A 24,381-nucleotide genomic window follows, 5' to 3' on the forward strand; every position below is an offset into this window, starting at 1 on the left:
AAATTAAACAAGTACAATGGCAAAATATACCGAAGACGATTTAAAAGTCGAACTCGAAAGTAAAGAATACGAATACGGGTTTTATACCGACATTGAATCGGAAACCTTCCCTGTTGGTTTAAATGAAGATATCATTCGGGCAATTTCCCAAAAGAAAGAAGAACCCCAATGGATGACCGATTGGCGTATTGAATCGTTCCGTGCCTGGCAGGAAATGACAGAACCGGAATGGGCAAATGTGCAGTACGACAAGCCCGATTTTCAGGCAATATCCTACTATTCGGCTCCCAAAGCGGTAGATCCGAACAAAACCTTAGATGATGTAGATCCTGAGCTTTTGGCGATGTACAAAAAGCTGGGGATTTCGTTGGATGAGCAAAAGAAAATGAACAACATTGCCATGGATATTGTGGTGGATTCAGTTTCGGTGGCGACTACTTTCAAGAAAACCTTAAACGAAAAAGGCATTATTTTTTGTTCCATTTCAGAAGCCATAAAAGAGCATCCTGAATTGGTGAAGCAGTATTTGGGAACCGTGGTGCCGCAACGGGATAATTTCTATGCCGCATTGAATTCGGCCGTTTTCTCTGACGGTTCGTTTTGTTATATCCCCAAAGGGGTAAAATGCCCTATGGAATTATCTACTTATTTCCGCATCAACCAAGCCGGAACCGGGCAGTTTGAAAGAACCTTATTGATTGCTGATGAAGATAGTTATGTTTCGTATCTTGAAGGCTGTACAGCACCTAGCCGAGATGAAAATCAATTGCACGCGGCTGTAGTAGAATTAATTGCCTTGGACGGAGCAGAAATCAAATATTCAACCGTACAAAACTGGTATCCAGGAAACAAAGAGGGTAAAGGTGGTGTTTTCAATTTCGTAACCAAAAGAGGGTTGTGCGAGAAAAACGCTAAAATCTCCTGGACCCAAGTAGAAACAGGATCCGCTGTAACCTGGAAATACCCTTCGTGCGTATTAAAAGGAGACAACTCGGTGGGGGAATTCTATTCGATTGCCGTAACTAATAATTTCCAACAAGCGGATACAGGAACCAAAATGATTCATTTGGGGAAAAATACCAAATCAACCATCATTTCTAAAGGAATCTCAGCCGGAAAATCCCAAAACAGTTACAGAGGATTGGTGCAAATTGGTGCCCGAGCAGAAAATGCCCGCAACTTCTCGCAATGTGACTCGTTATTGATGGGTAATAATTGCGGAGCGCATACGTTTCCTTACATTGAAAGTAAAAACGCTTCAGCCAAAGTAGAGCATGAAGCGACTACTTCTAAAATTGGAGAAGACCAAGTATTCTATTGCAACCAGCGTGGAATCCCAACGGAAAAAGCAATTGCTTTAATCGTTAATGGCTTCAGTAAAGATGTATTGAACAAATTGCCGATGGAATTTGCCGTAGAAGCTCAAAAATTATTAGAAATCTCGCTTGAAGGCAGCGTAGGATAATTATAACCAGAATAAAACACATTTAAAAAATGTTACAAATAACGAATTTACACGCAAGTGTTGAAGATAAAGAGATTTTAAAAGGGATAAACTTGACCGTTAATGCCGGGGAAGTACATGCAATTATGGGGCCTAATGGTGCCGGAAAAAGTACACTTTCCTCAATTATTGCCGGAAATGAAAATTATGAAGTGTCCGAAGGGGAAATCCTGTTGGACGGTGAAGATATCTCTGAATTGGCTCCCGAGGAAAGAGCACACAAAGGCGTTTTCCTTTCCTTTCAGTATCCGGTAGAGATTCCCGGTGTTTCGGTAACTAACTTTATGAAAACCGCTATTAACGAAAGCCGTAAAGCCAATGGGAAAGAAGAAATGCCGGCGAATGAAATGTTGAAACTCATCCGTGAAAAATCAGAATTATTGGAAATCGATCGCAAGTTTTTATCCCGTTCGTTAAACGAAGGTTTTTCTGGAGGGGAAAAGAAAAGAAACGAAATTTTTCAAATGGCAATGTTAGAACCAAAATTAGCCATCTTGGATGAAACCGATTCCGGATTAGACATTGACGCCTTGAGAATTGTGGCTAATGGGGTAAACAAATTAAAAAATGAAAACAATGCGGTATTGGTAATTACACATTACCAACGTTTGTTAGACTATATTATTCCTGATTTTGTTCATGTTTTAATGGACGGAAAAATTGTAAAATCAGGTGACGCTTCCTTGGCATTAGAGTTAGAAGAAAAAGGATACGACTGGATTAAACAAGAACAAGAAGCATAATGGAATTGAAAGAAAAATTGATTTCGTCTTTCATGGCGTTTGAGGAGCAAATCGATGTTCATTCTGAACTTCACGATTTACGTACTTCGGCCATTAGAAACTTTGAAAATAAAGGTTTTCCAACCAAAAAAGAGGAAGCCTGGAAATACACCTCGTTGAATGCAATACTAAAAAACGACTATTCTGTATTTCCTAAGCATGAAAACGCCATTGAGTTTGCTGAGGTTAAAAAATATTTTCTGCATGAAATAGACACTCACAAAGTAATTTTTGTAGATGGAAAGTTCTCTTCGTTTTTATCCGCGACAACGCATGACGGTTTAGATGTTTGCCTGATGTCTTCGGCTTTAAATAAACCCAAATACAAAATGGTAATTGATGAGTATTTTAACAAAATAGCCAGTAAAGAAGAAAGCTTGACCACTCTCAATACCGCTTTTGCCAATGAAGGAGCATATATCAATATTCCGAAAAGCAAAGTGGTAGAAAAACCAATTGAGGTCATTTATTTCTCAACCGGAAAGGAAGATGCCCTTATGTTGCAACCGCGAAATTTAGTAATTGTTGGCGAAAATGCACACGTACAAATCATCGAGAGACACCAATCATTAAACGAAAATCCGGTGTTGACAAATTCGGTGACCGAGATTTTTGCTCAAAAACGAGCTATCGTTGATTATTACAAAATCCAAAACGATTTGCAATCTGCGAATCTGATTGACAACACTTATATTTCCCAAAAGCAAGAAAGTAGGGTTTCGGTACATACGTTTTCTTTTGGCGGCAATATCACCAGAAATAACTTGAATTTCTATCATTTTGGCGAAAGAATTGATTCGACTTTGAAAGGCATTACCATCATTGGTGACAAGCAACACGTAGATCATTATACTTTAGTAAATCACGCTACGCCTAATTGTGAAAGCCACCAAAACTACAAAACCATTTTGGCAGACAGCGCTACAGGCGTGTTCAATGGCAAAATCTATGTAGAAAAAGAAGCGCAAAAGACAGATGCTTTTCAACAGAATAACAATATTTTATTGGGAGACAAAGCCACCATCAACGCGAAACCACAGTTGGAAATTTTTGCGGATGATGTAAAGTGCTCTCACGGCTGTACCATTGGACAGTTAGATGAAAGTGCTATGTTTTACATGCAACAACGTGGTATTCCGAAGAAAGAAGCCAAAGCATTATTAATGTATGCCTTCTCCAACGAAGTCATTGAGAGCATCAAAATCCCTGAATTAAAGAAGCGTATTACCAAAATCATTGCCACTAAACTGGGAGTGAGTTTAGGGTTTAATTTATAAAAGAGAGGTTGTCGCAAGACAACCTTTTTTATTTCTTCAAGCAGGCAGTAACCTCTTTTAAAAATTTATTAAAATCAAACTCTTCAGACAGTCCCATCCTTACGATTACCAGATCCAATGATGGAATGATGAATATCATTTGTCCCTGAAAACCGCTGCAATAATACATGTCTTTGGGCACATTGGGAAAGTATCCGCCTGCGTTTAGCCAAAACTGGGCGCCATACCGCCCATTAGAAGTGTTGGTTGGGGTTGCTACATATTTTGCCCAACTTTCATCAAAAATTTGCTCCCCGTTCCAATTTCCTTTGTGAAGGTACAATAAACCAAATTTAGCCCAATCGCGTGTTGTTGCCCAACCGTAGGAAGAGCCCACAAAATTCCCTTTCATATCTGTTTCTACAATCATAGAATTCATACCAATTTTATCGATCAGTGAGGCATACCAAAAATCCAGATATTCCTGATGTGATTTAAACTGTTTTCGCAATATCCCCGATAATAAATTAGTGGTTCCTGACGAGTAATTCCAATGAGTGTTCGGTTTGAAAACAGCCGGTTTTTCCAATTGGCACCGGCTCATATCTTCGGCCTGAAACAACATTTGGGTCGCATCACAAATCTTGGTGTACTCTTCTTCCCATTCCAAGCCTGAATTCATATGAAGTAAATCATTGATCGTAATGTTTTTGCGTTGGTCATTTTGCCATTCCTTAATTGGTGCGGGTTTCATAATGTTAATTTTACCCTGATGCTGTAATATTCCAAAAAAAGTTCCCGTAATACTCTTTGTCATCGACCAACCTAAAATTCTGGAGTTTTTATTAAAACCCGTTGCATATTTTTCGGCAATTAGGTGGTCTTTGTAAAGTACCACTACCGAGCGGGTCCTTTTGTTCTTTTCGTCTTTTTTGTCAAAAGCATCGTCTACCGCATCGTGTAATTTGTTATAATCAATTGTCGTGAAGATAGTGTCTTTGGGCTCATTATTCCCCAAAGGGTAAGGCCGGCTGTTTTTGATAAAACGGCGTTTAGGAACTTCATAAGACTTGGTTACATCAAAATCGTCATCAATTAAAGTAGCTCCCAAGCCCTCTCGGTAAATGGCTTTACGCTCTTTCAGCCCATATACCGTTGAGGTAACAAATTTTTCTGAATCGTTAATTTTATTGCTAACCCAATTTACTTTTGGAAGATTGTTATCGCCCAGTTGAATGGTTTCTAAACTTCGACCGTCAATGAAATGTCCGGAGGCAACGCTCTTGGCAGAAAATCCGGATAGCAGATCCAGTTGAGGATAAATTGCGATTCGTAAATACACAAGAACAATCAATATTAAAACAGCAAATGCTCTTAAGATATTTTTCATGGAACTAAAATTTACAGCAATTTAGAAAAATAATAGTTTGTTTGTATGATTTGTCCTCAAAAGCAATGATGAAATGAACCATACAAATCATAAATATTCGTGAATTCGTAGCTTTTTCCACTTCAATTTTTCTACTTTTGTATTTAGAATTTTTCTAAATAATACAATGTTAGACATCCAAAAAATCAGAGCCGATTTTCCGATACTGAATCAAAAAGTAAATGGCAAGCCGCTCGTCTATTTTGATAATGGTGCTACGTCGCAAAAGCCTCAGGTAGTTATTGACGCGATAGCAAAATATTATAACGAAATTAATGCCAACATACACCGCGGTGTGCACACATTGAGCCAATTGGCTACTGATGCTTATGAAGTGTCAAGAGGTAAAATCCAAAATCATATTAACGCCAAGCATGCTTACGAAGTTATTTTTACTTCGGGAACAACTCACAGCATTAATATGGTAGCTAATGGCTTTGCATCGCTTTTAAAAAGCGGCGATGAGGTGTTGGTTTCCGCTTTAGAGCACCACAGCAACATCGTGCCTTGGCAGATGCTTTGTGAAAGGACCGGAGCCGTACTTAAAGTGATTCCAATGAATGACAAGGGAGAATTGGTTATGCCCGAATATGTTAAACTGCTTTCGACTAAAACTAAAATAGTAGCAGTGAATCATATTTCCAATGCGTTGGGAACCATAAACCCTATCAAATATATGATTGACAAAGCTCATGAAGTGGGAGCAGCCATATTGATTGACGGAGCACAAGCCACTCCTCATTTGAAGCCGGATGTTCAGGCTTTGGGATGTGATTTTTATGTGTTTTCAGGACATAAAGTTTGCGGTCCTACGGGAATAGGAATTCTTTATGGTAAAGAAGAATGGCTTCGTAAATTGCCTCCTTATCAGGGCGGTGGTGAAATGATTGCTACGGTGACTTTTGAAAAAACAACATATGCCGATTTACCCCATAAGTTTGAAGCAGGAACACCAAATATTGAAGGGGGTATAGTTTTGGGAACTGCCATAGATTACTTGAATTCCATCGGTTTTGAAAATATTGCAGCTTACGAACATGAATTGTTGGAATATGCAACTGAAAAGCTCTTAAATATTGAAGACTTGAAGATTTACGGAACATCAGAACAAAAAACTTCCGTAATTTCGTTTAATATCGCAGGGATTCATCCTTATGACATTGGCACAATTATCGATAAATTAGGAATCGCCGTGCGAACGGGTCATCATTGCGCCCAGCCGATTATGGATTTTTACAAAATACCGGGAACGCTTCGGGCCAGTTTCGCTTTTTACAATACCAAAGAAGAAATTGACTTGATGATTGCTGCTTTACAAAAAGCCAAAATGATGTTGTCTTAAAACAGAAGAATATGAAAGCATTTACTATGATTTTATTAGCCGTTTTTCTTAGCAAAAGCTGCAATAACTCGGCTCAAAATGACATTACCAATGCCACGTTGCAATACACAGCTAATTCCAGAGGTTTTTTTCTGAAAGCAGTTATTGTCAATCAGCGGCTAACGATTTCCAGAGACAGAGACGGAAATCAGACACCTCGAGAAATTACCATTTCAGATGCTGATTGGAAGGAAATCATTGGTTATTTCGAAAAGATTGATTTGGCCAAATTGCCCGAATTGAAAGATCCCACACAAAAACGCTTTTACGATGGTGCCGCTATTGCGAATCTGAAAGTGCATTATCAGAATAAGAATTATGAAACAACAGATTTTGACAACGGTCATCCACCGGTTGAAATCGAAAAACTGGTTAACAAAATAGTTTCATTAGCCACAGAAAAAGAATAATACAGAAATACGTTCAGTACAAATGACAATACAAGAAATACAAGATGAAATTGTTGATGAGTTTTCCATGTTTGAAGACTGGATGCAACGTTACGAGTACATCATCGACTTGGGAAAAAGTTTGCCGCTCATAGATGAACAATACAAAACCGAAGAAAACATCATTACCGGATGCCAGTCAAAAGTATGGGTCCACGCAGAGCAACAAGACGGCAAGATTGTATTTACCGCCGATAGTGATGCCATTTTAACCAAAGGGATTATCGCTATTTTGATACGGGCTTTTTCCAATCAAAAGGCTTCAGATATTTTGGATGCCGACACCGGTTTTATAGATGAAATTGGATTAAAAGAACACTTATCGCCAACAAGAGCCAACGGTTTGGTTTCGATGGTAAAAAAACTAAAAATGTATGCTTTGGCATTCAATTCTAAAAATTAAATAAGAGGTATGGAAGAATTTAAAGATGATATCAATTTGGGTGAAAATGTGGTGAAAGTGCTCAAAGGCATTTATGACCCTGAAATTCCTGTAGATATCTACGAATTGGGATTAATTTATGATGTGATGATCAACGAGGATAACGAAGTAAAAGTACTGATGACCTTAACTTCGCCTAATTGTCCTGTTGCAGAAACCCTGCCGCGTGAGGTAGAAGAGAAAATCACCAAAATAGAAGCGGTTAAATCATGTGAAGTAGAAATTACTTTTGATCCGCCTTGGAGCAAAGATTTGATGAGCGAAGAAGCCAAATTAGAGCTGGGCATGTTATAAAATGGAAGACGAAATTATCAATAGAGTAGCCAATTCTGCGCTTGTTGTTTTTGATTTAGAAGACTATTATCCAAGCGGTATCCGAACACAGTTGGACATTTCGCAATGGCTTTTGGAAGGGTTTCTCTTGAAAGAAAAGGATTTTCGTGAAGCCTTGAAAAATCACAATTGGACCCAATATCAAAATCATTACGTCGCAATTTATTGCTCGACGGATGCCATTATTCCGGCTTGGGCGAGTATTTTAGTGACCACTTATGTCGCACCTTTTGCCAAAAAAGTAGTGTTGGGAAAAAGTAGTGATTTGGACACTTCATTATACCTCGAGATTTTGCCAACGTTAGATTATTCAGCATATCAAGATAAGTCAGTCATCATAAAAGGATGTTCCAAAAAACCGGTTCCTGAAAGCGCTTATATTATCGCTGTTCAAAGGCTTCAGCCTTTTGTTAAGAGCATTATGTATGGTGAGGCTTGTTCGGCGGTTCCTTTGTACAAAAAAAGCAAATAGTTGGATTTAAAATACTATTGCATTGGTATCTTTGCATCAAATTTTAATCACTATAAAATGAAAAAAAGCATACTATTCGCAGGCTTAATTTTATCAGTAAATATTATGTTTTCTCAGGTTAGTGAAAAAGAACTCCTGAAAAAAACCGAAGAAACTATTGCCAAAATTCAGCAGGAAAAGCCCAATGGATGGGATAAAAAAGGAATGTTTACCATTTTGCTCAATCAGGCCAATTTCAACAATTGGTTAGCCGGTGGACAAAGCAGTGTTTCGGGTAATGCCGGAGTGAAATACGATTTTAATTATAAAAGCGATACCTGGACTTGGGACAATAAATTGTTTGCCAATTACGGCTTGACCAAAATTCAAGGACAAGATCTCCAGAAAACAGATGACCGATTTGAATTCAATTCGCTTTTAGGTAAAAAAGCTTCAGGTGAATGGTATTATTCTGCTTTTTTCAATTTTAAAACCCAATTTGATTCCGGTTTTGATCCTGCCGATAAAACGATGAAACTCTCTCACTTCTTTTCGCCCGCTTATATTCAATTCGGGCCCGGTATGATGTGGAAGAAAAGTGACAATCTCAAGATAAATATTGCACCGGCCACTTCTAAAGTAATTATGGTTCACAAGCATTTTACTGAGTCTGGGCCTTCTTTTGGGGTGCTGCAGGGGGATTCGTCCCGCTACGAGTTTGGAGCTGCGATAAACGGCTATTATAAGTTCAACATGATGGAAAATGTTACCGCTGAAAACATCTTGAATTTATATACCAATTATTTGGAAGATGCTAAAAATATCGACATCGATTATACGTTGAATATTGTCATGAAAGTGAATAAATATTTGTCAACTAATTTATCATTCCAGACGATATATGACGACAATGCCTTCAGTGGATTTCAAACCCGAGAGGTGATAGGCATTGGGGTGAACTACGGATTTTAATCGAAACATAACTGCATAAAAAAAGCTCCGAATTTCGGAGCTTTTTTGTTTTATCTAAAGGCTTGTTCCAAATCGGCAATAAGATCATCAATATCTTCTACACCGGTGCTCAATCGCACTAAATCATCTGTGATGCCCACTTCTAAGCGCTTGTCTTCCGGAATAGAAGCATGCGTCATTAAGGCCGGATGATTCGCTAACGATTCAACACCACCCAAGGATTCGGCCAAAGTAAATACTTTCAAGTTTTCCAAAAAGCGTACAGCATCTTCTTTTTTGCCTGATTTAAAGGTAAAAGATACCATACCGCCAAAACCACTCATTTGTTTTTTGGCAATTTCATGGAAAGGATGATGAGTCAATCCGGGATAGAATACTTTCTCAACACTTGGATGATTGGCTAAAAAGGCAGCGACTTTTTCTCCGTTCTCGCAATGTCTTTGCACTCTTAAATGCAGGGTTTTAATTCCTCTCAAAACCAAAAAGCTATCCATAGGTCCGAGTGTAGCACCGGTAGCAAATTGTTTGAAATGCAATTCATCGCCTAATTCCTTGTCTTTAATGATTAAAGCGCCGGCAATTACATCCGAGTGTCCGCCAAGGTATTTGGTAGCGGAGTGCATTACGATATCAGCCCCTAAGTCCAAAGGTTTTTGCAAATAAGGCGTAGCAAACGTGTTGTCTACAGCAAAAAGAATATGGTGCTTTTTAGTGATTTTTGCAATCTCGGCAATATCTGCCAATTTCATTAGCGGATTGGTTGGAGTTTCCACCCAAACCAACTTGGTGTTTTCATTGATCAGCGACTGAAATTTAGCCATGTCATTCATGTCCACAAAATGGAAAATAATGCCGCTGTCTTTGTACAAACGAGTAAACAAACGGTAGGTTCCGCCATATAAATCATCCATAGCAATGATTTCGTCACCCGCTTTAAACAAGCGAAGTAAACAATCAGTGGCTGCTAATCCTGAGGAAAAAGCCAAACCACGCGCTCCGTTTTCAATGCTGGCCAACGCATCTTCTAAGGCTTGACGGGTTGGGTTGGCTGCGCGTGAATATTCGTAATCGCCCACCGGTTTTCCCGGTGATGTTTGTGCATAAGTTGAGGTTTGAAATACCGGAGGCATCACTGCTCCTGTTACTTCTTCATGGTGTTGATTGCCATGTATGACTTTGGTATTGAATTTCATTTTGAATAAAGTTAGACAACAAATGTAGCAAGTTTATTTGAAATTAACGGGAGCTTTTGATTGGATTTAACACTTGATTGCAGGAGCTTTGACGGGTTAAATTTTAGGAAAGACCGAAGGGAGTATTGGATTTTCCCAAAGGGATATGGGATTACCCAAAGGGGATATGGTATTAACCCTAAAGGATATGGGATTACCCCAAAGGGATGTGGGATTTTCCCAAAGAGATGTGGGATTTCCCCAATGGGATATGGGATTAACCCAAAAAAATATGGGATTACCCCAAAGGGATGTGGGATTTTCCCATATAAGTATGGGATTATCCCTTGGTTTTAGATAAATTTTCGGATTTGCATCATCATGCCCAAGTGGGTGGCTTCATGAAAATTGTTGAACTCCATGGCATTCACGGCGTTTTGTAAATGGTAGCCCGTCATGGTGGTAAAAGCGTTATAGTTTTGAAAAACAGCAGACTCAAAATCTTTTTCGGTTTGTTCGAGAGTAGTAAAAAGCAACGCTTTGATTTCGTTGATTTCTTCCGGTGTTGCCGGGATTTCGGGCTTAGTACCTCGCCGGTAACGTGCCACCATTTCATCCGAAACCATCATGGGCAAACCTGAAAGATGGTACACCAGCAATTGTTGAACCACAATACTGTGGGCAATATTCCAAATCAGATTGTTGCTAAATCCTTCCGGTATTTTGTTGAGCTGTTCAAGGGTATGGTCTTCTATGAATTGCAATAAAACAGTGCGGTTGGCCCGGTTGATTTCGAAAGTGGCTGTCATGGTTATACAAATTTTCTAATGTTCATCATAAAACCAAAGTGTAAGGCTTCGTGATAGTTGTTAAACTCAATGGCTTCTTGGGTTGAGGCCAAATGAAATCCGGTGCCGGTGGTATACTCGGTATAGGTCTGGAATTTTCCCTCGGCATAGTCGGCTTTTGTCTTTTCAATCAAGGAAAACAGCAAGCCTTTTAATTCATCTACTTCGGCTTGTGTGGTTTGACCCGTGGGCTTAGACCCGTTTTTATAGGTGTTGGTCATTTCCTCAGAAATGTAAGTTGGCAGACCGGATAATCGGTATACAAGGCCTTGTTGTGCCACGATAATATGCCCCAAATTCCAAATCAGGTTGTTGCTGAATCCTGTCGGTATTTTGTTGAGTTGTTCCAAAGAATAATTGTCTAACAGTTTGGCGTAAAGCCTGCGGTTGGTTTCCCAAATTTTAAAAGTTGTGTCCATATTTTTGGTTTATAGTAATACAAAATCATCCGTTTTCGGAATGGCATTCATCACAGCTACCGCAATTGGTGGTGTGGGATTGGCCAATTTTCGAAGGCGCGTATCCATCCAGGCACCGTCAATTGTGATTTTAGCACAAAGCACATTGTGGTCATCGCGTAACTCGTGTACGATAGTCCAGCGCGAGGCATCGGCTTTCATTTTTCCTATTTTGGTGTTGATGGTAATCTTGTCATTCAGCCGGATTTCTTTTCGGAAGACACATTCTTCGCGAAAAGCGATAGGGCCAAAATGCTGTTCGTTCATGACTTGCAGGGTCATGCCGTTTTGTTCTAAAATTTCGATACGATGTTGTGCGCCAAAATCGTAATACGCACTGTGTCTCAGGTGAAAATTGGGGTCTAAATCGGCCCAGCGAATAGAAATGGCTTTGGTAAAAGTGCTCATCCGTCAAAAGTTTTGTCAAAGGTAAACAGAAAAATTGCCCGTCATGTATTGGCAAAGTTCTATTTTTGTAAAAAAAGATCATGCGCAAAATATATTTCCTGAAAACCTGCAGCACCTGCCAACGCATTTTAAAATCCTTGCCTCAGTTGGAAACCTTTCAATTGCAGGACATCAAAACGGAACCAATGACCGTCAAACAAGTTGATGAAATGCAGCAACTTGCCGGAAGTTATGAAGCACTTTTCAGCAAAAGAGCCACCTTGTACAAAGAAATGGGATTGAAAGATGAAAAGCTTTCAGAAGCCGACTTCAAACGCTACATTTTAGAACATTACACTTTTTTATCGCGTCCGGTGATTATTGCCGATGGGAAAATTTTTGTGGGCAACAGCCCTAAAGTCGTGCAACAAGCGATTGATTATTTGGCCCATGAGTAAGCGGGTTTGGGCGCTGTTGGCCGCTACCATGGTCTCGTTGATTTACGGAGTTTCGTTTACGATTGCCAAAGATGTAATGCCTGTTTATGTCCAACCGTTTGGATTCATACTGTTGCGGGTTATGGGGGCCACGGTTTTATTTTGGGGCATTTCTGTTTTTGGTCCTAAAGAAAAGATAGCTTTAAAAGACTTTCCTCGAATTGTGGCCGCAGCCCTCTTTGGCGTAGCCTTGAATATGCTCACTTTTTTTAAAGGATTGAGCTATACCTCTCCGATCTCGGCCGCAGTGATTATGGTGACAACCCCCATAATCGTCATGATATTGTCGGCTATTTTGATTAAGGAAAAAATCAAATGGCATAAGATAGTTGGGATTTTGCTTGGGCTTTTCGGCACCGGATTTCTCATCCTCTATGGCAAATCAGTTGGTAACGCGACCAATGCCATGTTGGGTAATTTGCTGGTTTTTATCAATGCCGTTTCCTATGGTTTTTATCTGATTGTAGTCAAAAAACTGATGGACAAGTACAATGCTTTTACTTTTGTCAAATGGATTTACACTTTCGGATTGCTGATGGTGCTTCCGTTTGGCTGGAATGAATACCAAGCCATTCAATGGCAAAATATTCCGGTAACCATACTGTGGGAAATCGTTTTTGTGGTGGTGTTCACTACTTTTTTCACCTACTTGTTCAACCTGGTTTCGATGCGTGAGCTAAAGCCTACCACTGTCGCGGTCTTTATTTATTTGCAACCTCTTTTCGCTACTATATTTGCGATGAGCTTGGGGAAAGACCACCTGACATGGGTAAAAATAGTGGCTGCGGTTTTCATCTTTATCGGCGTTTATTTGGTTACCAAGAAGAAATCCTGAATCCTAAATCCCAACTCCTCATTTTTGAATATATTTGTAGCTGTTAGAAAAGTACAGCATGATACAATCAATGACCGGTTTTGGGAAAGCCACGTTGCAATTGCCCACCAAGAAAATCACCGTAGAAATCAAATCACTCAACAGTAAAGGACTCGATTTAAACACGCGTATGCCTTCTGTTTTCAGAGAAATGGAGTTGGGCTTACGCAATCAGCTTTCGCAGCGATTGGAGCGCGGAAAAATTGATTTTTCGCTTTATGTGGAAGTAACGGGAGAAGAAACATCATCCAAAATCAATGTGCCGATTGTGAAAGGCTATATCGCCCAGATGAAAGCCGTGATTCCGAATGCCGATGAAACCGAATTGATGAAAATGGCGGTTCGTATGCCCGATGCCTTAAAAACCGAGCGCGATGAAATTGACGAAAACGAATGGAAGCAAATCCAAAAAGTGATTGATGAAGCCTTGGAAAACATCATGCAATTCCGCAAAGACGAAGGAGTCTCACTAGAAAAAGAATTCCTCCACCGCATCGCCAATATTTTGACTTTGATGAACAATGCCGTAGCCTATGATGCGGAACGAATAGAAACCGTAAAAACCAGATTGCGCACTGCTTTGGACGAATTAAAAGAAAATGTAGACGAAAACCGTTTCGAACAGGAATTGATTTTCTATCTCGAAAAATACGACATCACCGAAGAAAAAGTACGTTTGGAAAACCATTTGAACTATTTCATTGAAACCTTGGCCGGCACCGAAGCCAATGGTCGAAAACTGGGTTTTATCACTCAGGAAATGGGTCGAGAAATCAACACCATGGGGTCTAAATCCAACCATGCCGAAATGCAAAAACTGGTCGTGATGATGAAGGATGAATTAGAGAAAATCAAGGAGCAGGTTTTGAATGTGCTTTAACTAACAGCAACAACACAATGAACAAAGGAAAATTATTAGTATTCTCAGCACCTTCGGGTTCGGGAAAAACCACCATAGTAAGGCATTTATTGGCACAACCCGAATTGAATTTGGAGTTTTCCATTTCGGCGGCTACCCGGGAACCCCGCGGACAGGAAGTGCACGGTAAAGACTATTATTTTATTTCTATAGAAGAATTTAAAAAACACATCAAAGCCGAGGATTTTATCGAATGGGAAGAAGTGTATCGCGATAATTTTTACGGTACGCTCAAAAGCGAAGTAGAACGCATTTGGGCCAAAGGAAAAAATGTGATTTTTGATATAGACGTAGCCGGTGGGTTGCGCATCAAACATAAATTTCCCGAGGAAACACTAGCCGTTTTTGTAAAACCACCCAGTGTAGACGAACTCAAACGCCGCTTGAAAGAACGCTCTACCGAAACCGACGACAAAATCAACATGCGCATCGCCAAAGCCCACGTAGAGTTGGCCACCGCACCGCAGTTTGACACCATTATCAAGAACTATGATTTGGAAGTGGCCAAGCAGGAAGCTTATGAATTAGTAAAAGAATTTATTCGCTAAGATGAAAATCGGACTCTATTTCGGCACCTTTAACCCCATACACGTCGGGCATTTGATTATTGCCAATCACATGGCGGAGTATTCTGATTTAGACCAAGTGTGGTTAGTAGTGACGCCTCACAATCCGCATAAAGAAAAAAGCACCTTGCTCGATGATTACCAACGCCTGCACATGGTGCATTTGGCCACCGAAGATTTCATTAAAATCAAACCATCGGATATCGAGTTTAAATTGCCCCAGCCCAATTATACGGTTAATACCTTAGCGCATTTGGGCGAAAAATATCCGCAACACGAGTTTGCACTCATCATGGGTGAAGACAACCTGAACTCGCTACACAAATGGAAAAACTATGAAGTCATTCTGGCCAACCACAATATTTATGTTTACCCCCGAGTAAACGCGGGCGAGTTAGACAGTCAGTTTGCCAACCATCCTAAGATTCACCGCGTAGGGGCGCCGGTTATTGAGTTGTCGTCTACTTTTATTCGCGAGAGTATCAAAAACAAAAAGAATGTAGCTCCCATGCTACCCCACAAAGTTTGGGAGTATTTGGACCACAACTTGTTTTACGCCAAATAAGTTAACATTCCTTTACCACTTGTTCGGGACGGTCTTTTGTAATTTTGCGCTTTCTAAAACACAAAATCATGAACAATTTCGAATTATACAATCCGACCAATTATGTTTTCGGCAAAGGCCAAACCGAAAAATTAGCAACACTGGTACCGAAAGGAGCCAAAATTTTATTAGCCTATGGAGGCGGCAGCATTTTTAAGAATGGGGTTTATGATCAGGTCAAGGCTGCTTTACAAGGATTTGATGTGGTAGAATTTGGAGGCATAGAACCCAATCCCCGTTTTGAAACCTTGATGAAAGCGGTTGCGATTGTCCGGGAACAGAATATTAATTTTATTATAGCTGTTGGAGGTGGCAGTGTGATTGATGGTGTAAAATTCATATCGGGAGCGGTGCATTACGAAGGCAATCCGATAGAAATTTTAAAAAATCGCGTCCTGTTTACCGATATCACCAAAGTGATTCCTTTTGGAACGGTATTGACTTTACCAGCTACGGGTTCAGAAATGAATTCGGGTGCGGTGGTTACCATCGAAGCGACTCAGGAAAAACTGGTTTTGGGTGGCAGTGCGCTGTTTCCTAAATTCTCCATTTGTGATCCAACCGTTGTTTCGTCTTTGCCTAAAAGACAAATTCAAAATGGCGTGGTGGATGCCTTTGTTCATGTTATGGAACAATATCTGACCTATCCGCACGATGCGTTATTGCAAGACAGAATTGCCGAAGGTATTCTGCAAACGTTGACCGAAATTGGCCCGGATGTGGCTGAAAATCCAAGCGATTATAAATTAGCGTCCAACTATATGTGGTGCGCAACCATGGCTTTGAATGGTTTGATTCAGAAAGGGGTTCCGTCTGATTGGGCCACGCACATGATAGGCCACGAATTGACGGCTTTATACGAAATTGATCATGCGCGCACTCTTGCTATCATTGGTCCTAATTTGTACCGCGTTATGTTTGACACCAAAAAAGAAAAACTGGCGCAATACGGAGAACGAGTATGGCATGTTACCGGAAAATCAGTCGAAGAAAAAGCGACGCAAGCCATTGAAAAAACAGTCGAATTTTTACATGCCATGGGTATGAAGACCAAACTTTCGGAAAACACCACAAACTACAGCAATACCGCTGAATTCATCGTAAATCGTTTTGAAGAACGCGGCTGGAAAGCTCTGGGTGAAAAGCAAAACATTACTCCTGAAAAGGTTAGAGAAATTGTAGAAATGAGTTATTAAAGAAAAAGCGTGCCCGGCACGCTTTTTTTATGGCTTAAAAAAACAAAACCGCTTAAGAATTACTCCTCAAACGGTTTTGCAACCACATGTACTAACCCAAATTCATTAATTATGCTGTAAAGGAATTACCAATAGTCGTGCCAAAAATTTCAGCATCCTGTTTTATTCCGCATAAAAGCAGTATTGTTTCTGCTAAAAAGAGTATTTTTGAGGAGTTTATAAAATGTTTGAATTCATGAATGAATCTCCAAAATTTGCGGTGATTGGCGGCGGAAGTTGGGCCACAGCTATTGCAAAAATGCTTTGTGTAAATCTTTCCGAAATAGTCTGGTACATGCGCAATGAATCGGCTATAGAACACTTAAAAGCCCACAAACACAATCCTAATTATTTGAGCTCTGTTGAGTTTGATACCCATAAATTAAAGCTGACCAGCGACATCAATGAAGCGGTGGAATATGCTGATTATATCATTTTTGCGATTCCGTCGGCGTTTTTGAGCGGCGAATTGGCCAAGTTAAAAGTGTCTTTAAAAGGAAAAGTCATTTTCTCGGCCATCAAAGGGATTGTGCCTGAAACATTCCTAATCGTTGGAGAGCATTTTCATAGAGAATTTGATATTCCTTACCACAATATTGGGGTGATTACAGGCCCTTGTCACGCCGAGGAAGTAGCTTTAGAAAGGCTTTCTTATTTGACGATAGCCTGTGGCGATTCGGATAAAGCAAAAATTATGGCCGGAGTTTTGGCCGGAAACTATATCAAAACCAAAATTTCTGATGATATCATCGGGACTGAATATGCTGCCATGCTGAAGAATATTTATGCTATTGCAGCCGGTATTGCCCACGGTTTGGGTTATGGCGACAACTTTCAGTCGGTGATTATGAGTAATGCCATTCGCGAAATGAAACGATTCATCCGCAAAGTGCATAAAATGAAGCGAAACATTAATAACTCAGCCTATCTGGGGGATTTATTGGTGACAGGGTATTCGGTATTTTCCCGTAACCGTATGTTCGGGAATATGATTGGAAAAGGCTATACGGTACAAGCCGCCATGATGGAGATGAGTATGGTGGCCGAAGGGTATTATGCCGTCAAAAGCGCCTACAAGCTGAATCAGGAATATCAGGCCAAAACACCTATCATTGATGCGGTTTATGAAATTTTATACGAAGGAAAAGAAGCCAAGAAAGTATTCAAGAAACTCACCGAAAAATTAGATTAAGATGAGTGAAAGATGGAAATATCAAGTTAAAACAGGAGCCTTTTGGGGCATTTTCATGATTGTTTTCATGTTAGTATTTGAATGGAAAGAAAAACCCATTTTAGACCAAATCACATCACTTCAATTTTATTTGAAATTTGCGGCTTATTTGGTGACTGGAGTTTTTGTTTTGGGATATATCAATTGGAAACAAAAACAAAAAGGAGCAGATTATACTTGGTCAGATCTTTTCAGAAAGAAAAAATAATTATCGGACGATTACCCCATTGACAAACAAAATCGGCACTTCTTCGGTGGCGTGTTCGTTAATCATGTTTTTGCGGAAAGTGAATTTTTTATCATACAACGTGTTGCCGATAAAGTAAGTCACCATAAACTCGTTGTTGAGTTGCAGCACACTTTTTTCCACCATTTCTACTTTTACTACAGAAACGGCCGGCACTTGCATAAATGCGTGGCGCAGGAGCGACGTTTTTTTCATCTCCCCGTCTACGGTACCAAAAGCTTTAGAAACGACCATTACGCTGTCTAAATCGTAGTCAGAATCGTTCACGAGGTAAACATACCAAACCTTTTCCATAAAGTCATCACTCCATTCCTGCACGGCGGCCAGAAATACGTTCTCTACTTTTGGGATGGTGATGTCTTTTTTCATTGTTGGATGATAGATGAGAGACGAAGCGATAATAGACAGGCAGGTCTTTTATCTATCCGTCTATTATCTATTTTCTTTTTAAATACTCGATTTGAATTGCTCTAAGAAACGCACGTCGTTTTCGTAGAACATACGGATGTCACCGATTTGGTACAACAACATAGCGATACGCTCGATACCCATACCAAACGCAAAACCGTTGTATTCTTCCGGGTTGATACCACAGTTTTTCAATACATTCGGGTCGACCATTCCGCAACCCATAATTTCCAACCAGCCGGTTCCTTTGGTAATGCGGTAATCGGTTTCGGTTTTTAACCCCCAATAAATATCCACTTCGGCACTTGGCTCAGTAAATGGGAAATAACTCGGTCTCAAACGGATTTTGGATTTGCCGAACATTTCTTTAGTGAAATACAACAAGGTTTGTTTTAAATCGGCAAACGAAACGTCTTTGTCAATATACAAACCTTCCACCTGATGGAAAATACAGTGCGAACGCGAAGAAACCGCTTCGTTTCTGAAAACTCTTCCCGGTGAAATGGTACGGATAGGCGGTTTGTTGTTTTCCATGTAGCGCACCTGAACCGATGAGGTGTGTGTTCTCAACAACACATCCGGATTGGTTTGGATGAAAAACGTATCCTGCATGTCTCTTGCCGGATGGTATTCCGGAAGGTTCAACGCAGTAAAGTTGTGCCAGTCATCTTCAATTTCCGGACCTTCGGACACGTTGAATCCGATAGTGGAAAAAATATCGATAATTTGATTTTTTACTAATGAAATCGGATGGCGTGAACCAATAGCAATCGGCTCCGCCGGTCGAGATAAGTCGCCGTAGATACCAATGCTTTCTACTTTGCTTTCTAAAGCGTCCTGTATAGTTTTTACCTTGTCTTCACAAGTTGTTTTTAGTGTATTGATGACTTGCCCGAATTCTTTTTTCTGGTCGTTAGGCACGTTTTTAAATTCGGCAAACAACTCTTTCAGTAGGCCTTTACTTCCTAAATATTTGATTCGGAATTGCTCTAAAGTTTCCTTGTTGTCTGTTTGAAACGTTTCCGCTTCGGCAATATATTCTTTAATCTTGTCTATCATCGGTCTTTTATTTCATACAATTTGCCTAAAGGCTTGGGTCGTTGAAGGTGCAAATTTAGTGTTTTTTACTGAAGACTGGTATAGAATTACTCAATCACTTCTTTCTCCAAAAAATAATTGACAATAGCTTCTTTCATCAAAACAGATTGCTCTCCGGCTTTAAGTGCCGGCAACTGTTCTTTGACATTGTAATGCGGCCAACCTTCTTTGTCCACAAAATCAAATTCATAGTAACCATAAGGTTCCAGCAAACGACAGATTGCTATGTGCATCAGGTTGAGCTTTTCGTCTTTTTTGAAGGTTTGATGTATTTTCCCCAATTCCTGTACTCCGATTAGGTATATAATGGCGTCCAGGTCGAGTAGGTCTCCTTCAGCAAACTGATTGGAGAGGAGCTGCACCACTTGGTCCCAGCGGTTTTTTAATTGTTCGTCTCTTGACATAATTCAGATAAAATAAAAAAGAAGCGAGAGCAAAGACATCAAGCTTCTTGATTTAAATTTTGACAAAGATACTCTGTAATTCTTAAAAGCTAATTTTTAATTTCCTTAATTGCGTTTTCGTCTATCCAACCGGTTGTTTCATCGGTGAGTTCCACTTTTTTCCAGTTGGCGATACTTTCCAATATGTATACTTTGGTGCCTTCATGTAAAATGAAAGCATCAGACGAAGAAACCTTTGGCTCGCTTTTTACGGCAGCCGTTTCGGCAAATACTATGGCAGGTCTTTCATTTGCCATACGGCTTTTTTCATAAAAGCCCGAAGCAGCACTGAGGCAAATGCCAAGAATCCAAAAAAACATTCCCACAAAGAAAATTCGTTTTAAAAATGTTTTTTCCGAAAAATAATATCCAACGAAAAACAGCAAAGTCAAGAAAGAAAATCCGATAGCAATCCAGGCCCAAGTGTCATAGTAGTAACTAGCTGTGAAGTCCTGAATAAGTTTGTTGAAACCTACTTTCGGAATAACTTTGATGTCGTCAATGGCCATTTTACGGGCAAATTCTAAGTTGGTTTTTATTTCGGTATCATTCGGATTCAGCAATAGTGCTTTCTCATAGTTATAAACTGCAGGAGCTACTTTATGCAGTTTGTAATAACAATTTCCAAGATTGAAATATACTTCAGCCGATTGTTTCCCGGTTTGCAATATGCTTTCGTAGCTGGAAATGGCAGCTTGGTAATTTTCTTTTTGATAATAATCGTTTCCTTTGTCAAAAGCCGATTGTGCCCAAAAACTTGGAGAAACGAGTAACAATACAATCAATAGCTTCTTCATCATCGTTCTTATTTTAATTGTTTTTCAAGTTCGGAAATAATAACTACGGCTTTGTCATAGTCTGTTTGTATAGCCGATTCTGAGGAATAAGCATATCGTGCCAATTCGCAGTTTTCGGTCAAGTGGATGAATTCAGAAACGGTTTCCGTTGAGGCTTTTCGTGAAAGCAACAATTCGGTTATTTTTTCTTTACTCATTTCTGAGGTTTCAATGTGTAACTTGGCTTTAAGGAAATTGTGCATGGCTTTTTCCAAAGCAATGTAAAACGGTTCTTTGTGACCCAAATGCTTCTTGGCTTCACCCAAATACTTTTTAGCCAGCGCATTGGTTTTTCTGATTTTATTGCCCACCACATCATTATCGATAGCTTCTTTTTTCTTTTTAACCACGACCAATAACGGAATCGCTAAAAATGGCAGAAACACCAATGAATAAAACAAACCGGAGCCTAAGAAATCTTCTTTTTCTATGGGTTGTAGTGTTGTTTTTTGTTTGTTATAGGCAAAAGTTTTGGCAACTTCCACTTTGTTTTTTGTCACTTCCTCCGGATTGGTTTTTTCGGCACTTGCTATTCCCGGTCCATCGAGGACATTGATGGTAATGGGTTGGGAAGTCAGCGTTTTGTAGCGATTGATGGCCAAATCAAAGTAAGTAAAACGCATAGGTTTAATTTGATAATTGCCTTTGTATTGCGGAATGATGGTGTATTTATCCGAAATTCTTCCGGTCATTCCGGTTAATGGAGTGGACACATTTTCATCGTGCACAGGGTCGTACATTTCTAAAGCGGATGGTAAAACCGGTTTGGGTAAGGTGAATAATTTCAGGTTTCCGGTTCCGGCTACGCTGATGTCTAAATCCAGTGATTCACCATTTTTTAACACAGTTTTGGACGGTTTTACTTTGAAATCAAACTGTCCCACAGCACCTGAGAAATCTTCCGGCTTTCCGGCTTCGGGCAAAGGTTTTACATTGATGACTTTGCTTCCGGCCGAAACGCGTTTGCTGTCTTCGGTCATCAAGGCTTGTCCCCAAAAATTTCTGCGATTGGTAGGGACCTGACAGTCAATATCGAGCGAAAGCGGTTCAATTTCCAGTTTTCCTGATTTTTGAGGGTATAATACCGTTTTTCGCAACACCACATAGCGATAGCGTTCGCCTTTGAACATACCATCTTCAGCTTTGAGCTGTTTGATATCAATGTTTTGACTCCAAAAATCATTGTATTTCGGTTTGTTCAATTCACGCCAGTTGGTGATTCCGATGTTGTAACTAAAATACAGTTTGTACACCACGGTAATCGGCTCGTTGAGGTACGGATTGGCTTTGGAAATATCAGCAATCAAATAAATATTGTCATCCGCACTGATAGCTGGCATTTCATTGGGATCTCTCGGCAATTCCACTGCATTGGTCACATTAATTTTTACCGGTGACGTTTTATAAATCTGTCCGTTGATATCAATAGACGCTTGTTTGATGGTTAATGCCCCTTTTTGAGTTGGCAATAAAATATAGATATAGGATTTGTTAAACGAACTTCTGCCGTTTACCCATGACTGGCTCACAGACTGGCTTGGCCCTCCCACTACTCTGAAACCACAAGCTTCAAAATTTGGCGGCGCAAAGTTATCGCCATCGGCGTTCATGGTGAATTCGATTCGGAGCCTTTCGTTGATTCCCAAGGAATTTTTACTCACTTTAGCCTCAAATTGTACCTGGGCCCAAAGCGAATTTGTAATCAAAAACAGTAATACAATAATCCTTTTCATTTTCAAATATTCAAATTAATTACCAATCTTTTTCTGCTTTTTTAGGGTTGGTCTGAACTTTTTGTTTGTTTACTTTATCCTGAATTTTTTTCTCTTCATTGTTGACGGCATCCAACAAATTTTCCAGGCGTTGTTTTGAAATTCCTCCCGGTTGCGGTTGCGGTTTGCCTCCGTTTTGGTCCTTGTCTTGTTTGTCTTTATCGTTTTTACCGTTCTGTTTGTCTTTATCCTTGTCTTTACCGTCTTTGTTTTTATCGTCTTTTTTATCTTTGTCCTTGTCCTTATCTTGGTTCTTCTTCTCTTCTTTTTTGTCCTTATTTTTATCCTTGTTCTTCTTGTCGTCTTTTTTAGGCGGATTTTCTTTTAGCATCTTTTTGGCTAAAGCATAGTTATAGCGAGTCTCTTCATCTGCAGGGTTGTTGCGTAAGGCGTTTTTATAGGCTTCAACGGCATTGGAATAATCTTTCTCTTTCATCAAAGCATTCCCAATGTTGTGATAGGCCAAATGCTTTTCCGTTCTCGTTTTGGCATTTTTGATTGCCTTAACATAGTGTAACTTAGCTTCTGCAGCCGAATTCTGTCTGTAAACGGCATTACCCAAATTGTAAGAAGCTATAGATTTCTTGGTGTTGTTTGATTCCGAAATGCGGTATTCTGCTTCTGCTTCTGCATAGTTTTTATCGGCAAAAGCATCGTTTCCTTTGGGTAGGTGGCTGTCTTTTTCCTTTTGTTGAGCATTCGCCCAAAAAGAAATAACCAGTAGACTATATAACAGTAACTTTTTCATTTATTCTTTTTCATTAAATAAATTCATCTTTTTCACCCACTTGGTTTTTTTCTCTAAAAGAAATACATCCAGAAATAACAGAAAAAATCCGAATCCCAAAAACCACTGGAACTGAGATTTAAAATCGGCCATTTGTGTACTTTCAAATTCTGTTTTCTGAATGTTGTCCAGTGCATTTTTTACATAATCCAATACGCCTTTGGTTGAATCACCGTCAACATAACCGCCTCCGGTAGCCTTGGCAATTTTTTTCAACACTTCGGCATCTCTTTTGGTAATCACCACTTCACCGTTGTTGTCTCTTTTGAAACTTTGAGTAATGCCGTGTTCTTTTAACGGAATCGGTCCCCCTTTTTCAGTTCCAACCCCGATAGTGATAATTTTGATACCTGCTTTTTTAGCTTCTTCCGCCGCTTCCACTGCCACATCGGAATGATCTTCTCCGTCAGTAATGATAATCAGTAGTTTGTTGGTTTTATCTTTTTTATCGACAAAAGTAGTTGCCAGGTTGATTGCTTGATCGATGGAGGTACCTTGTGCCGAAATAATACCGGGATTCATGCCTTGAAGAAACATTTTAGCCACACCATAATCAGAGGTGATCGGCAACACCGGGAAGGCACTTCCGGAATAAGCAATGATTCCAATGCGGTCAGAGCCCAGATTATTGATGATTTGGGAAACCAACTGTTTGCTTTTTTCCAAACGGCTTGGCGCTATGTCTTCGGCCAGCATACTTTTGGAAACGTCAATGGCAAAAACAATGTCGATGCCTTCGCGTTTTACGGTCTCCATTTTGGTTCCGATTTTTGGATTGACTAAACCAATAATTAAGCAAGTCAGTCCCAAAAGCAAAACGGTTAATTTCAAAATCGGCTTAAAAACTGACTTCTCCGGACTCAGTTTTTTAATCAATTCCAAGTCGCCAAATTCGCGTTGTTTCTTTCTTTTCCAAAATTGAATATACAAGAAAAGCAGTGCCATCACAGGAATGATGGCTAAGAAATACAAATATCCTTTTTCTTCTAACTCGTACATA

The 24,381-nt window shown here is 39.8% G+C and carries 29 protein-coding genes; 17 read left to right on the forward strand and 12 right to left on the reverse strand.

Annotated elements, in window-relative coordinates; translation table 11 throughout:
• Window positions 1-16 precede the first annotated feature (16 nt).
• From sufB to sufD, 3 genes are read left to right on the forward strand one after another with little or no spacing between them, the layout of a single operon-like run.
• Window positions 17-1,465 (forward strand): Fe-S cluster assembly protein SufB, encoded by a 1,449-nt coding sequence (gene sufB, locus ACSVH6_RS02525; RefSeq protein WP_438075231.1) that lies wholly within the window; start codon window positions 17-19, stop codon window positions 1,463-1,465.
• 29 nt (window positions 1,466-1,494) lie between these two features.
• Window positions 1,495-2,247 carry a Fe-S cluster assembly ATPase SufC gene (sufC, locus tag ACSVH6_RS02530; RefSeq protein ID WP_438075232.1) on the forward strand — a complete coding sequence of 251 codons (753 nt, stop codon included), beginning with the start codon at window positions 1,495-1,497 and terminating at the stop codon, window positions 2,245-2,247.
• On the forward strand, window positions 2,247-3,563 hold the full coding sequence (sufD, locus tag ACSVH6_RS02535; protein ID WP_438075234.1) for a Fe-S cluster assembly protein SufD: 1,317 nt from the start codon (window positions 2,247-2,249) through the stop codon (window positions 3,561-3,563). Before sufC ends, sufD begins: the two co-directional genes overlap by 1 nt.
• 28 nt (window positions 3,564-3,591) lie before the next feature.
• Here the strand turns inward: sufD and ACSVH6_RS02540 are convergent, their stop codons facing one another.
• Window positions 3,592-4,932, reverse strand: coding sequence for a serine hydrolase domain-containing protein (locus tag ACSVH6_RS02540; RefSeq protein WP_438075236.1), 1,341 nt, complete (start codon window positions 4,930-4,932; stop codon window positions 3,592-3,594).
• 166 nt (window positions 4,933-5,098) lie between these two features.
• Between ACSVH6_RS02540 and ACSVH6_RS02545 the strand changes: the two genes are divergently transcribed.
• The 6 genes from ACSVH6_RS02545 to ACSVH6_RS02570 are packed head-to-tail and all read left to right on the forward strand — an operon-like array spanning window position 5,099 to window position 8,999.
• A complete protein-coding gene (locus ACSVH6_RS02545; RefSeq protein WP_438075238.1) occupies window positions 5,099-6,313 on the forward strand; it encodes an aminotransferase class V-fold PLP-dependent enzyme in 1,215 nt (404 codons plus the stop codon).
• Between the two features lie 11 nt (window positions 6,314-6,324).
• Window positions 6,325-6,762, forward strand: a complete 438-nt coding sequence (locus ACSVH6_RS02550; protein WP_438075240.1) for a hypothetical protein — start codon at window positions 6,325-6,327, stop codon at window positions 6,760-6,762.
• Window positions 6,763-6,784: 22 nt separating this feature from the next.
• Window positions 6,785-7,204 (forward strand): SufE family protein, encoded by a 420-nt coding sequence (locus tag ACSVH6_RS02555; RefSeq protein WP_438075242.1) that lies wholly within the window; start codon window positions 6,785-6,787, stop codon window positions 7,202-7,204.
• A 9-nt stretch (window positions 7,205-7,213) separates the two neighbouring features.
• Window positions 7,214-7,537 carry an SUF system Fe-S cluster assembly protein gene (locus ACSVH6_RS02560; protein WP_171221308.1) on the forward strand — a complete coding sequence of 108 codons (324 nt, stop codon included), beginning with the start codon at window positions 7,214-7,216 and terminating at the stop codon, window positions 7,535-7,537.
• Window position 7,538: 1 nt separating this feature from the next.
• Window positions 7,539-8,048 (forward strand): DUF2480 family protein, encoded by a 510-nt coding sequence (locus ACSVH6_RS02565; protein ID WP_438075244.1) that lies wholly within the window; start codon window positions 7,539-7,541, stop codon window positions 8,046-8,048.
• Between the two features lie 57 nt (window positions 8,049-8,105).
• On the forward strand, window positions 8,106-8,999 hold the full coding sequence (locus tag ACSVH6_RS02570; protein ID WP_438075246.1) for a DUF3078 domain-containing protein: 894 nt from the start codon (window positions 8,106-8,108) through the stop codon (window positions 8,997-8,999).
• A 50-nt stretch (window positions 9,000-9,049) separates the two neighbouring features.
• Here the strand turns inward: ACSVH6_RS02570 and ACSVH6_RS02575 are convergent, their stop codons facing one another.
• From ACSVH6_RS02575 to ACSVH6_RS02590, 4 genes are all read right to left on the reverse strand, one after another.
• Window positions 9,050-10,192, reverse strand: a complete 1,143-nt coding sequence (locus ACSVH6_RS02575; protein ID WP_438075248.1) for a cystathionine gamma-synthase — start codon at window positions 10,190-10,192, stop codon at window positions 9,050-9,052.
• 332 nt (window positions 10,193-10,524) lie between these two features.
• Window positions 10,525-10,980: a DinB family protein gene (locus ACSVH6_RS02580; RefSeq protein WP_438075250.1), complete on the reverse strand. Its 456-nt coding sequence runs from the start codon at window positions 10,978-10,980 to the stop codon at window positions 10,525-10,527.
• A gap of 2 nt (window positions 10,981-10,982) precedes the next feature.
• Window positions 10,983-11,438, reverse strand: coding sequence for a DinB family protein (locus ACSVH6_RS02585; RefSeq protein WP_438075252.1), 456 nt, complete (start codon window positions 11,436-11,438; stop codon window positions 10,983-10,985).
• 9 nt (window positions 11,439-11,447) lie between these two features.
• Window positions 11,448-11,885: an acyl-CoA thioesterase gene (locus ACSVH6_RS02590; protein WP_438075254.1), complete on the reverse strand. Its 438-nt coding sequence runs from the start codon at window positions 11,883-11,885 to the stop codon at window positions 11,448-11,450.
• A gap of 80 nt (window positions 11,886-11,965) precedes the next feature.
• On the opposite strand from ACSVH6_RS02590, the gene ACSVH6_RS02595 reads away from it, so the two are divergent.
• From ACSVH6_RS02595 to ACSVH6_RS02630, 8 genes are all read left to right on the forward strand, one after another.
• Complete coding sequence (locus tag ACSVH6_RS02595; protein ID WP_438075256.1) at window positions 11,966-12,322, forward strand: arsenate reductase family protein; 357 nt, start codon at window positions 11,966-11,968, stop codon at window positions 12,320-12,322.
• Window positions 12,315-13,196: a DMT family transporter gene (locus tag ACSVH6_RS02600; protein ID WP_438075258.1), complete on the forward strand. Its 882-nt coding sequence runs from the start codon at window positions 12,315-12,317 to the stop codon at window positions 13,194-13,196. The genes ACSVH6_RS02595 and ACSVH6_RS02600 overlap by 8 nt, the downstream gene beginning before the upstream one ends.
• A 58-nt stretch (window positions 13,197-13,254) precedes the next feature.
• Window positions 13,255-14,115: a YicC/YloC family endoribonuclease gene (locus ACSVH6_RS02605; RefSeq protein WP_438075260.1), complete on the forward strand. Its 861-nt coding sequence runs from the start codon at window positions 13,255-13,257 to the stop codon at window positions 14,113-14,115.
• A 17-nt stretch (window positions 14,116-14,132) separates the two neighbouring features.
• Window positions 14,133-14,702, forward strand: a complete 570-nt coding sequence (gene gmk, locus ACSVH6_RS02610; protein WP_438075262.1) for a guanylate kinase — start codon at window positions 14,133-14,135, stop codon at window positions 14,700-14,702.
• 1 nt (window position 14,703) lies between these two features.
• Window positions 14,704-15,285 (forward strand): nicotinate (nicotinamide) nucleotide adenylyltransferase, encoded by a 582-nt coding sequence (gene nadD / locus ACSVH6_RS02615; RefSeq protein ID WP_438075264.1) that lies wholly within the window; start codon window positions 14,704-14,706, stop codon window positions 15,283-15,285.
• 68 nt (window positions 15,286-15,353) lie between these two features.
• Window positions 15,354-16,520, forward strand: a complete 1,167-nt coding sequence (locus ACSVH6_RS02620; RefSeq protein ID WP_438075266.1) for an iron-containing alcohol dehydrogenase — start codon at window positions 15,354-15,356, stop codon at window positions 16,518-16,520.
• 235 nt (window positions 16,521-16,755) lie between these two features.
• Window positions 16,756-17,751 carry an NAD(P)H-dependent glycerol-3-phosphate dehydrogenase gene (locus tag ACSVH6_RS02625; RefSeq protein WP_438075268.1) on the forward strand — a complete coding sequence of 332 codons (996 nt, stop codon included), beginning with the start codon at window positions 16,756-16,758 and terminating at the stop codon, window positions 17,749-17,751.
• A 1-nt stretch (window position 17,752) separates the two neighbouring features.
• A complete protein-coding gene (locus ACSVH6_RS02630) occupies window positions 17,753-17,998 on the forward strand; it encodes a hypothetical protein (RefSeq protein ID WP_438075270.1) in 246 nt (81 codons plus the stop codon).
• On the opposite strand, the gene ACSVH6_RS02635 is transcribed toward ACSVH6_RS02630, so the two are convergent.
• The 7 genes from ACSVH6_RS02635 to ACSVH6_RS02665 form a co-directional block, all read right to left on the reverse strand.
• On the reverse strand, window positions 17,999-18,406 hold the full coding sequence (locus tag ACSVH6_RS02635) for a hypothetical protein (protein ID WP_438075272.1): 408 nt from the start codon (window positions 18,404-18,406) through the stop codon (window positions 17,999-18,001).
• Between the two features lie 78 nt (window positions 18,407-18,484).
• Window positions 18,485-19,504 carry a phenylalanine--tRNA ligase subunit alpha gene (gene pheS, locus ACSVH6_RS02640; RefSeq protein WP_438075274.1) on the reverse strand — a complete coding sequence of 340 codons (1,020 nt, stop codon included), beginning with the start codon at window positions 19,502-19,504 and terminating at the stop codon, window positions 18,485-18,487.
• 86 nt (window positions 19,505-19,590) lie between these two features.
• Window positions 19,591-19,947 carry a hypothetical protein gene (locus ACSVH6_RS02645; RefSeq protein ID WP_438075276.1) on the reverse strand — a complete coding sequence of 119 codons (357 nt, stop codon included), beginning with the start codon at window positions 19,945-19,947 and terminating at the stop codon, window positions 19,591-19,593.
• An 89-nt stretch (window positions 19,948-20,036) separates the two neighbouring features.
• The gene (locus tag ACSVH6_RS02650) at window positions 20,037-20,786 is read right to left on the reverse strand and encodes a tetratricopeptide repeat protein (protein ID WP_438075278.1); all 750 of its coding nucleotides are present in this window, start codon (window positions 20,784-20,786) and stop codon (window positions 20,037-20,039) included.
• Window positions 20,787-20,791: 5 nt separating this feature from the next.
• Window positions 20,792-22,555, reverse strand: coding sequence for a BatD family protein (locus ACSVH6_RS02655; protein ID WP_438075280.1), 1,764 nt, complete (start codon window positions 22,553-22,555; stop codon window positions 20,792-20,794).
• Window positions 22,556-22,574: 19 nt separating this feature from the next.
• On the reverse strand, window positions 22,575-23,342 hold the full coding sequence (locus ACSVH6_RS02660) for a tetratricopeptide repeat protein (RefSeq protein WP_438075282.1): 768 nt from the start codon (window positions 23,340-23,342) through the stop codon (window positions 22,575-22,577).
• On the reverse strand, window positions 23,343-24,380 hold the full coding sequence (locus tag ACSVH6_RS02665; protein WP_438075284.1) for a VWA domain-containing protein: 1,038 nt from the start codon (window positions 24,378-24,380) through the stop codon (window positions 23,343-23,345).
• Window position 24,381 lies beyond the last annotated feature (1 nt).

The sequence above is a fragment of the Flavobacterium sp. XGLA_31 genome (genome assembly GCF_051547105.1).
GTDB lineage: Bacteria > Bacteroidota > Bacteroidia > Flavobacteriales > Flavobacteriaceae > Flavobacterium.

Excerpts from the sequence above, each read along its gene's own strand:
- sufB (WP_438075231.1), top strand. The coding sequence starts at position 17 with ATGGCAAAATATACCGAAGACGATTTAAAAGTCGAACTCGAAAGTAAA.
- sufC (WP_438075232.1), top strand. The coding sequence starts at position 1,495 with ATGTTACAAATAACGAATTTACACGCAAGTGTTGAAGATAAAGAGATT.
- sufD (WP_438075234.1), top strand. The coding sequence starts at position 2,247 with ATGGAATTGAAAGAAAAATTGATTTCGTCTTTCATGGCGTTTGAGGAG.
- ACSVH6_RS02540 (WP_438075236.1), bottom strand. The coding sequence starts at position 4,932 with ATGAAAAATATCTTAAGAGCATTTGCTGTTTTAATATTGATTGTTCTT.
- ACSVH6_RS02545 (WP_438075238.1), top strand. The coding sequence starts at position 5,099 with ATGTTAGACATCCAAAAAATCAGAGCCGATTTTCCGATACTGAATCAA.
- ACSVH6_RS02550 (WP_438075240.1), top strand. The coding sequence starts at position 6,325 with ATGAAAGCATTTACTATGATTTTATTAGCCGTTTTTCTTAGCAAAAGC.
- ACSVH6_RS02555 (WP_438075242.1), top strand. The coding sequence starts at position 6,785 with ATGACAATACAAGAAATACAAGATGAAATTGTTGATGAGTTTTCCATG.
- ACSVH6_RS02560 (WP_171221308.1), top strand. The coding sequence starts at position 7,214 with ATGGAAGAATTTAAAGATGATATCAATTTGGGTGAAAATGTGGTGAAA.
- ACSVH6_RS02565 (WP_438075244.1), top strand. The coding sequence starts at position 7,539 with ATGGAAGACGAAATTATCAATAGAGTAGCCAATTCTGCGCTTGTTGTT.
- ACSVH6_RS02570 (WP_438075246.1), top strand. The coding sequence starts at position 8,106 with ATGAAAAAAAGCATACTATTCGCAGGCTTAATTTTATCAGTAAATATT.
- ACSVH6_RS02575 (WP_438075248.1), bottom strand. The coding sequence starts at position 10,192 with ATGAAATTCAATACCAAAGTCATACATGGCAATCAACACCATGAAGAA.
- ACSVH6_RS02580 (WP_438075250.1), bottom strand. The coding sequence starts at position 10,980 with ATGACAGCCACTTTCGAAATCAACCGGGCCAACCGCACTGTTTTATTG.
- ACSVH6_RS02585 (WP_438075252.1), bottom strand. The coding sequence starts at position 11,438 with ATGGACACAACTTTTAAAATTTGGGAAACCAACCGCAGGCTTTACGCC.
- ACSVH6_RS02590 (WP_438075254.1), bottom strand. The coding sequence starts at position 11,885 with ATGAGCACTTTTACCAAAGCCATTTCTATTCGCTGGGCCGATTTAGAC.
- ACSVH6_RS02595 (WP_438075256.1), top strand. The coding sequence starts at position 11,966 with ATGCGCAAAATATATTTCCTGAAAACCTGCAGCACCTGCCAACGCATT.
- ACSVH6_RS02600 (WP_438075258.1), top strand. The coding sequence starts at position 12,315 with ATGAGTAAGCGGGTTTGGGCGCTGTTGGCCGCTACCATGGTCTCGTTG.
- ACSVH6_RS02605 (WP_438075260.1), top strand. The coding sequence starts at position 13,255 with ATGATACAATCAATGACCGGTTTTGGGAAAGCCACGTTGCAATTGCCC.
- gmk (WP_438075262.1), top strand. The coding sequence starts at position 14,133 with ATGAACAAAGGAAAATTATTAGTATTCTCAGCACCTTCGGGTTCGGGA.
- nadD (WP_438075264.1), top strand. The coding sequence starts at position 14,704 with ATGAAAATCGGACTCTATTTCGGCACCTTTAACCCCATACACGTCGGG.
- ACSVH6_RS02620 (WP_438075266.1), top strand. The coding sequence starts at position 15,354 with ATGAACAATTTCGAATTATACAATCCGACCAATTATGTTTTCGGCAAA.
- ACSVH6_RS02625 (WP_438075268.1), top strand. The coding sequence starts at position 16,756 with ATGAATGAATCTCCAAAATTTGCGGTGATTGGCGGCGGAAGTTGGGCC.
- ACSVH6_RS02630 (WP_438075270.1), top strand. The coding sequence starts at position 17,753 with ATGAGTGAAAGATGGAAATATCAAGTTAAAACAGGAGCCTTTTGGGGC.
- ACSVH6_RS02635 (WP_438075272.1), bottom strand. The coding sequence starts at position 18,406 with ATGAAAAAAGACATCACCATCCCAAAAGTAGAGAACGTATTTCTGGCC.
- pheS (WP_438075274.1), bottom strand. The coding sequence starts at position 19,504 with ATGATAGACAAGATTAAAGAATATATTGCCGAAGCGGAAACGTTTCAA.
- ACSVH6_RS02645 (WP_438075276.1), bottom strand. The coding sequence starts at position 19,947 with ATGTCAAGAGACGAACAATTAAAAAACCGCTGGGACCAAGTGGTGCAG.
- ACSVH6_RS02650 (WP_438075278.1), bottom strand. The coding sequence starts at position 20,786 with ATGATGAAGAAGCTATTGATTGTATTGTTACTCGTTTCTCCAAGTTTT.
- ACSVH6_RS02655 (WP_438075280.1), bottom strand. The coding sequence starts at position 22,555 with ATGAAAAGGATTATTGTATTACTGTTTTTGATTACAAATTCGCTTTGG.
- ACSVH6_RS02660 (WP_438075282.1), bottom strand. The coding sequence starts at position 23,342 with ATGAAAAAGTTACTGTTATATAGTCTACTGGTTATTTCTTTTTGGGCG.
- ACSVH6_RS02665 (WP_438075284.1), bottom strand. The coding sequence starts at position 24,380 with ATGTACGAGTTAGAAGAAAAAGGATATTTGTATTTCTTAGCCATCATT.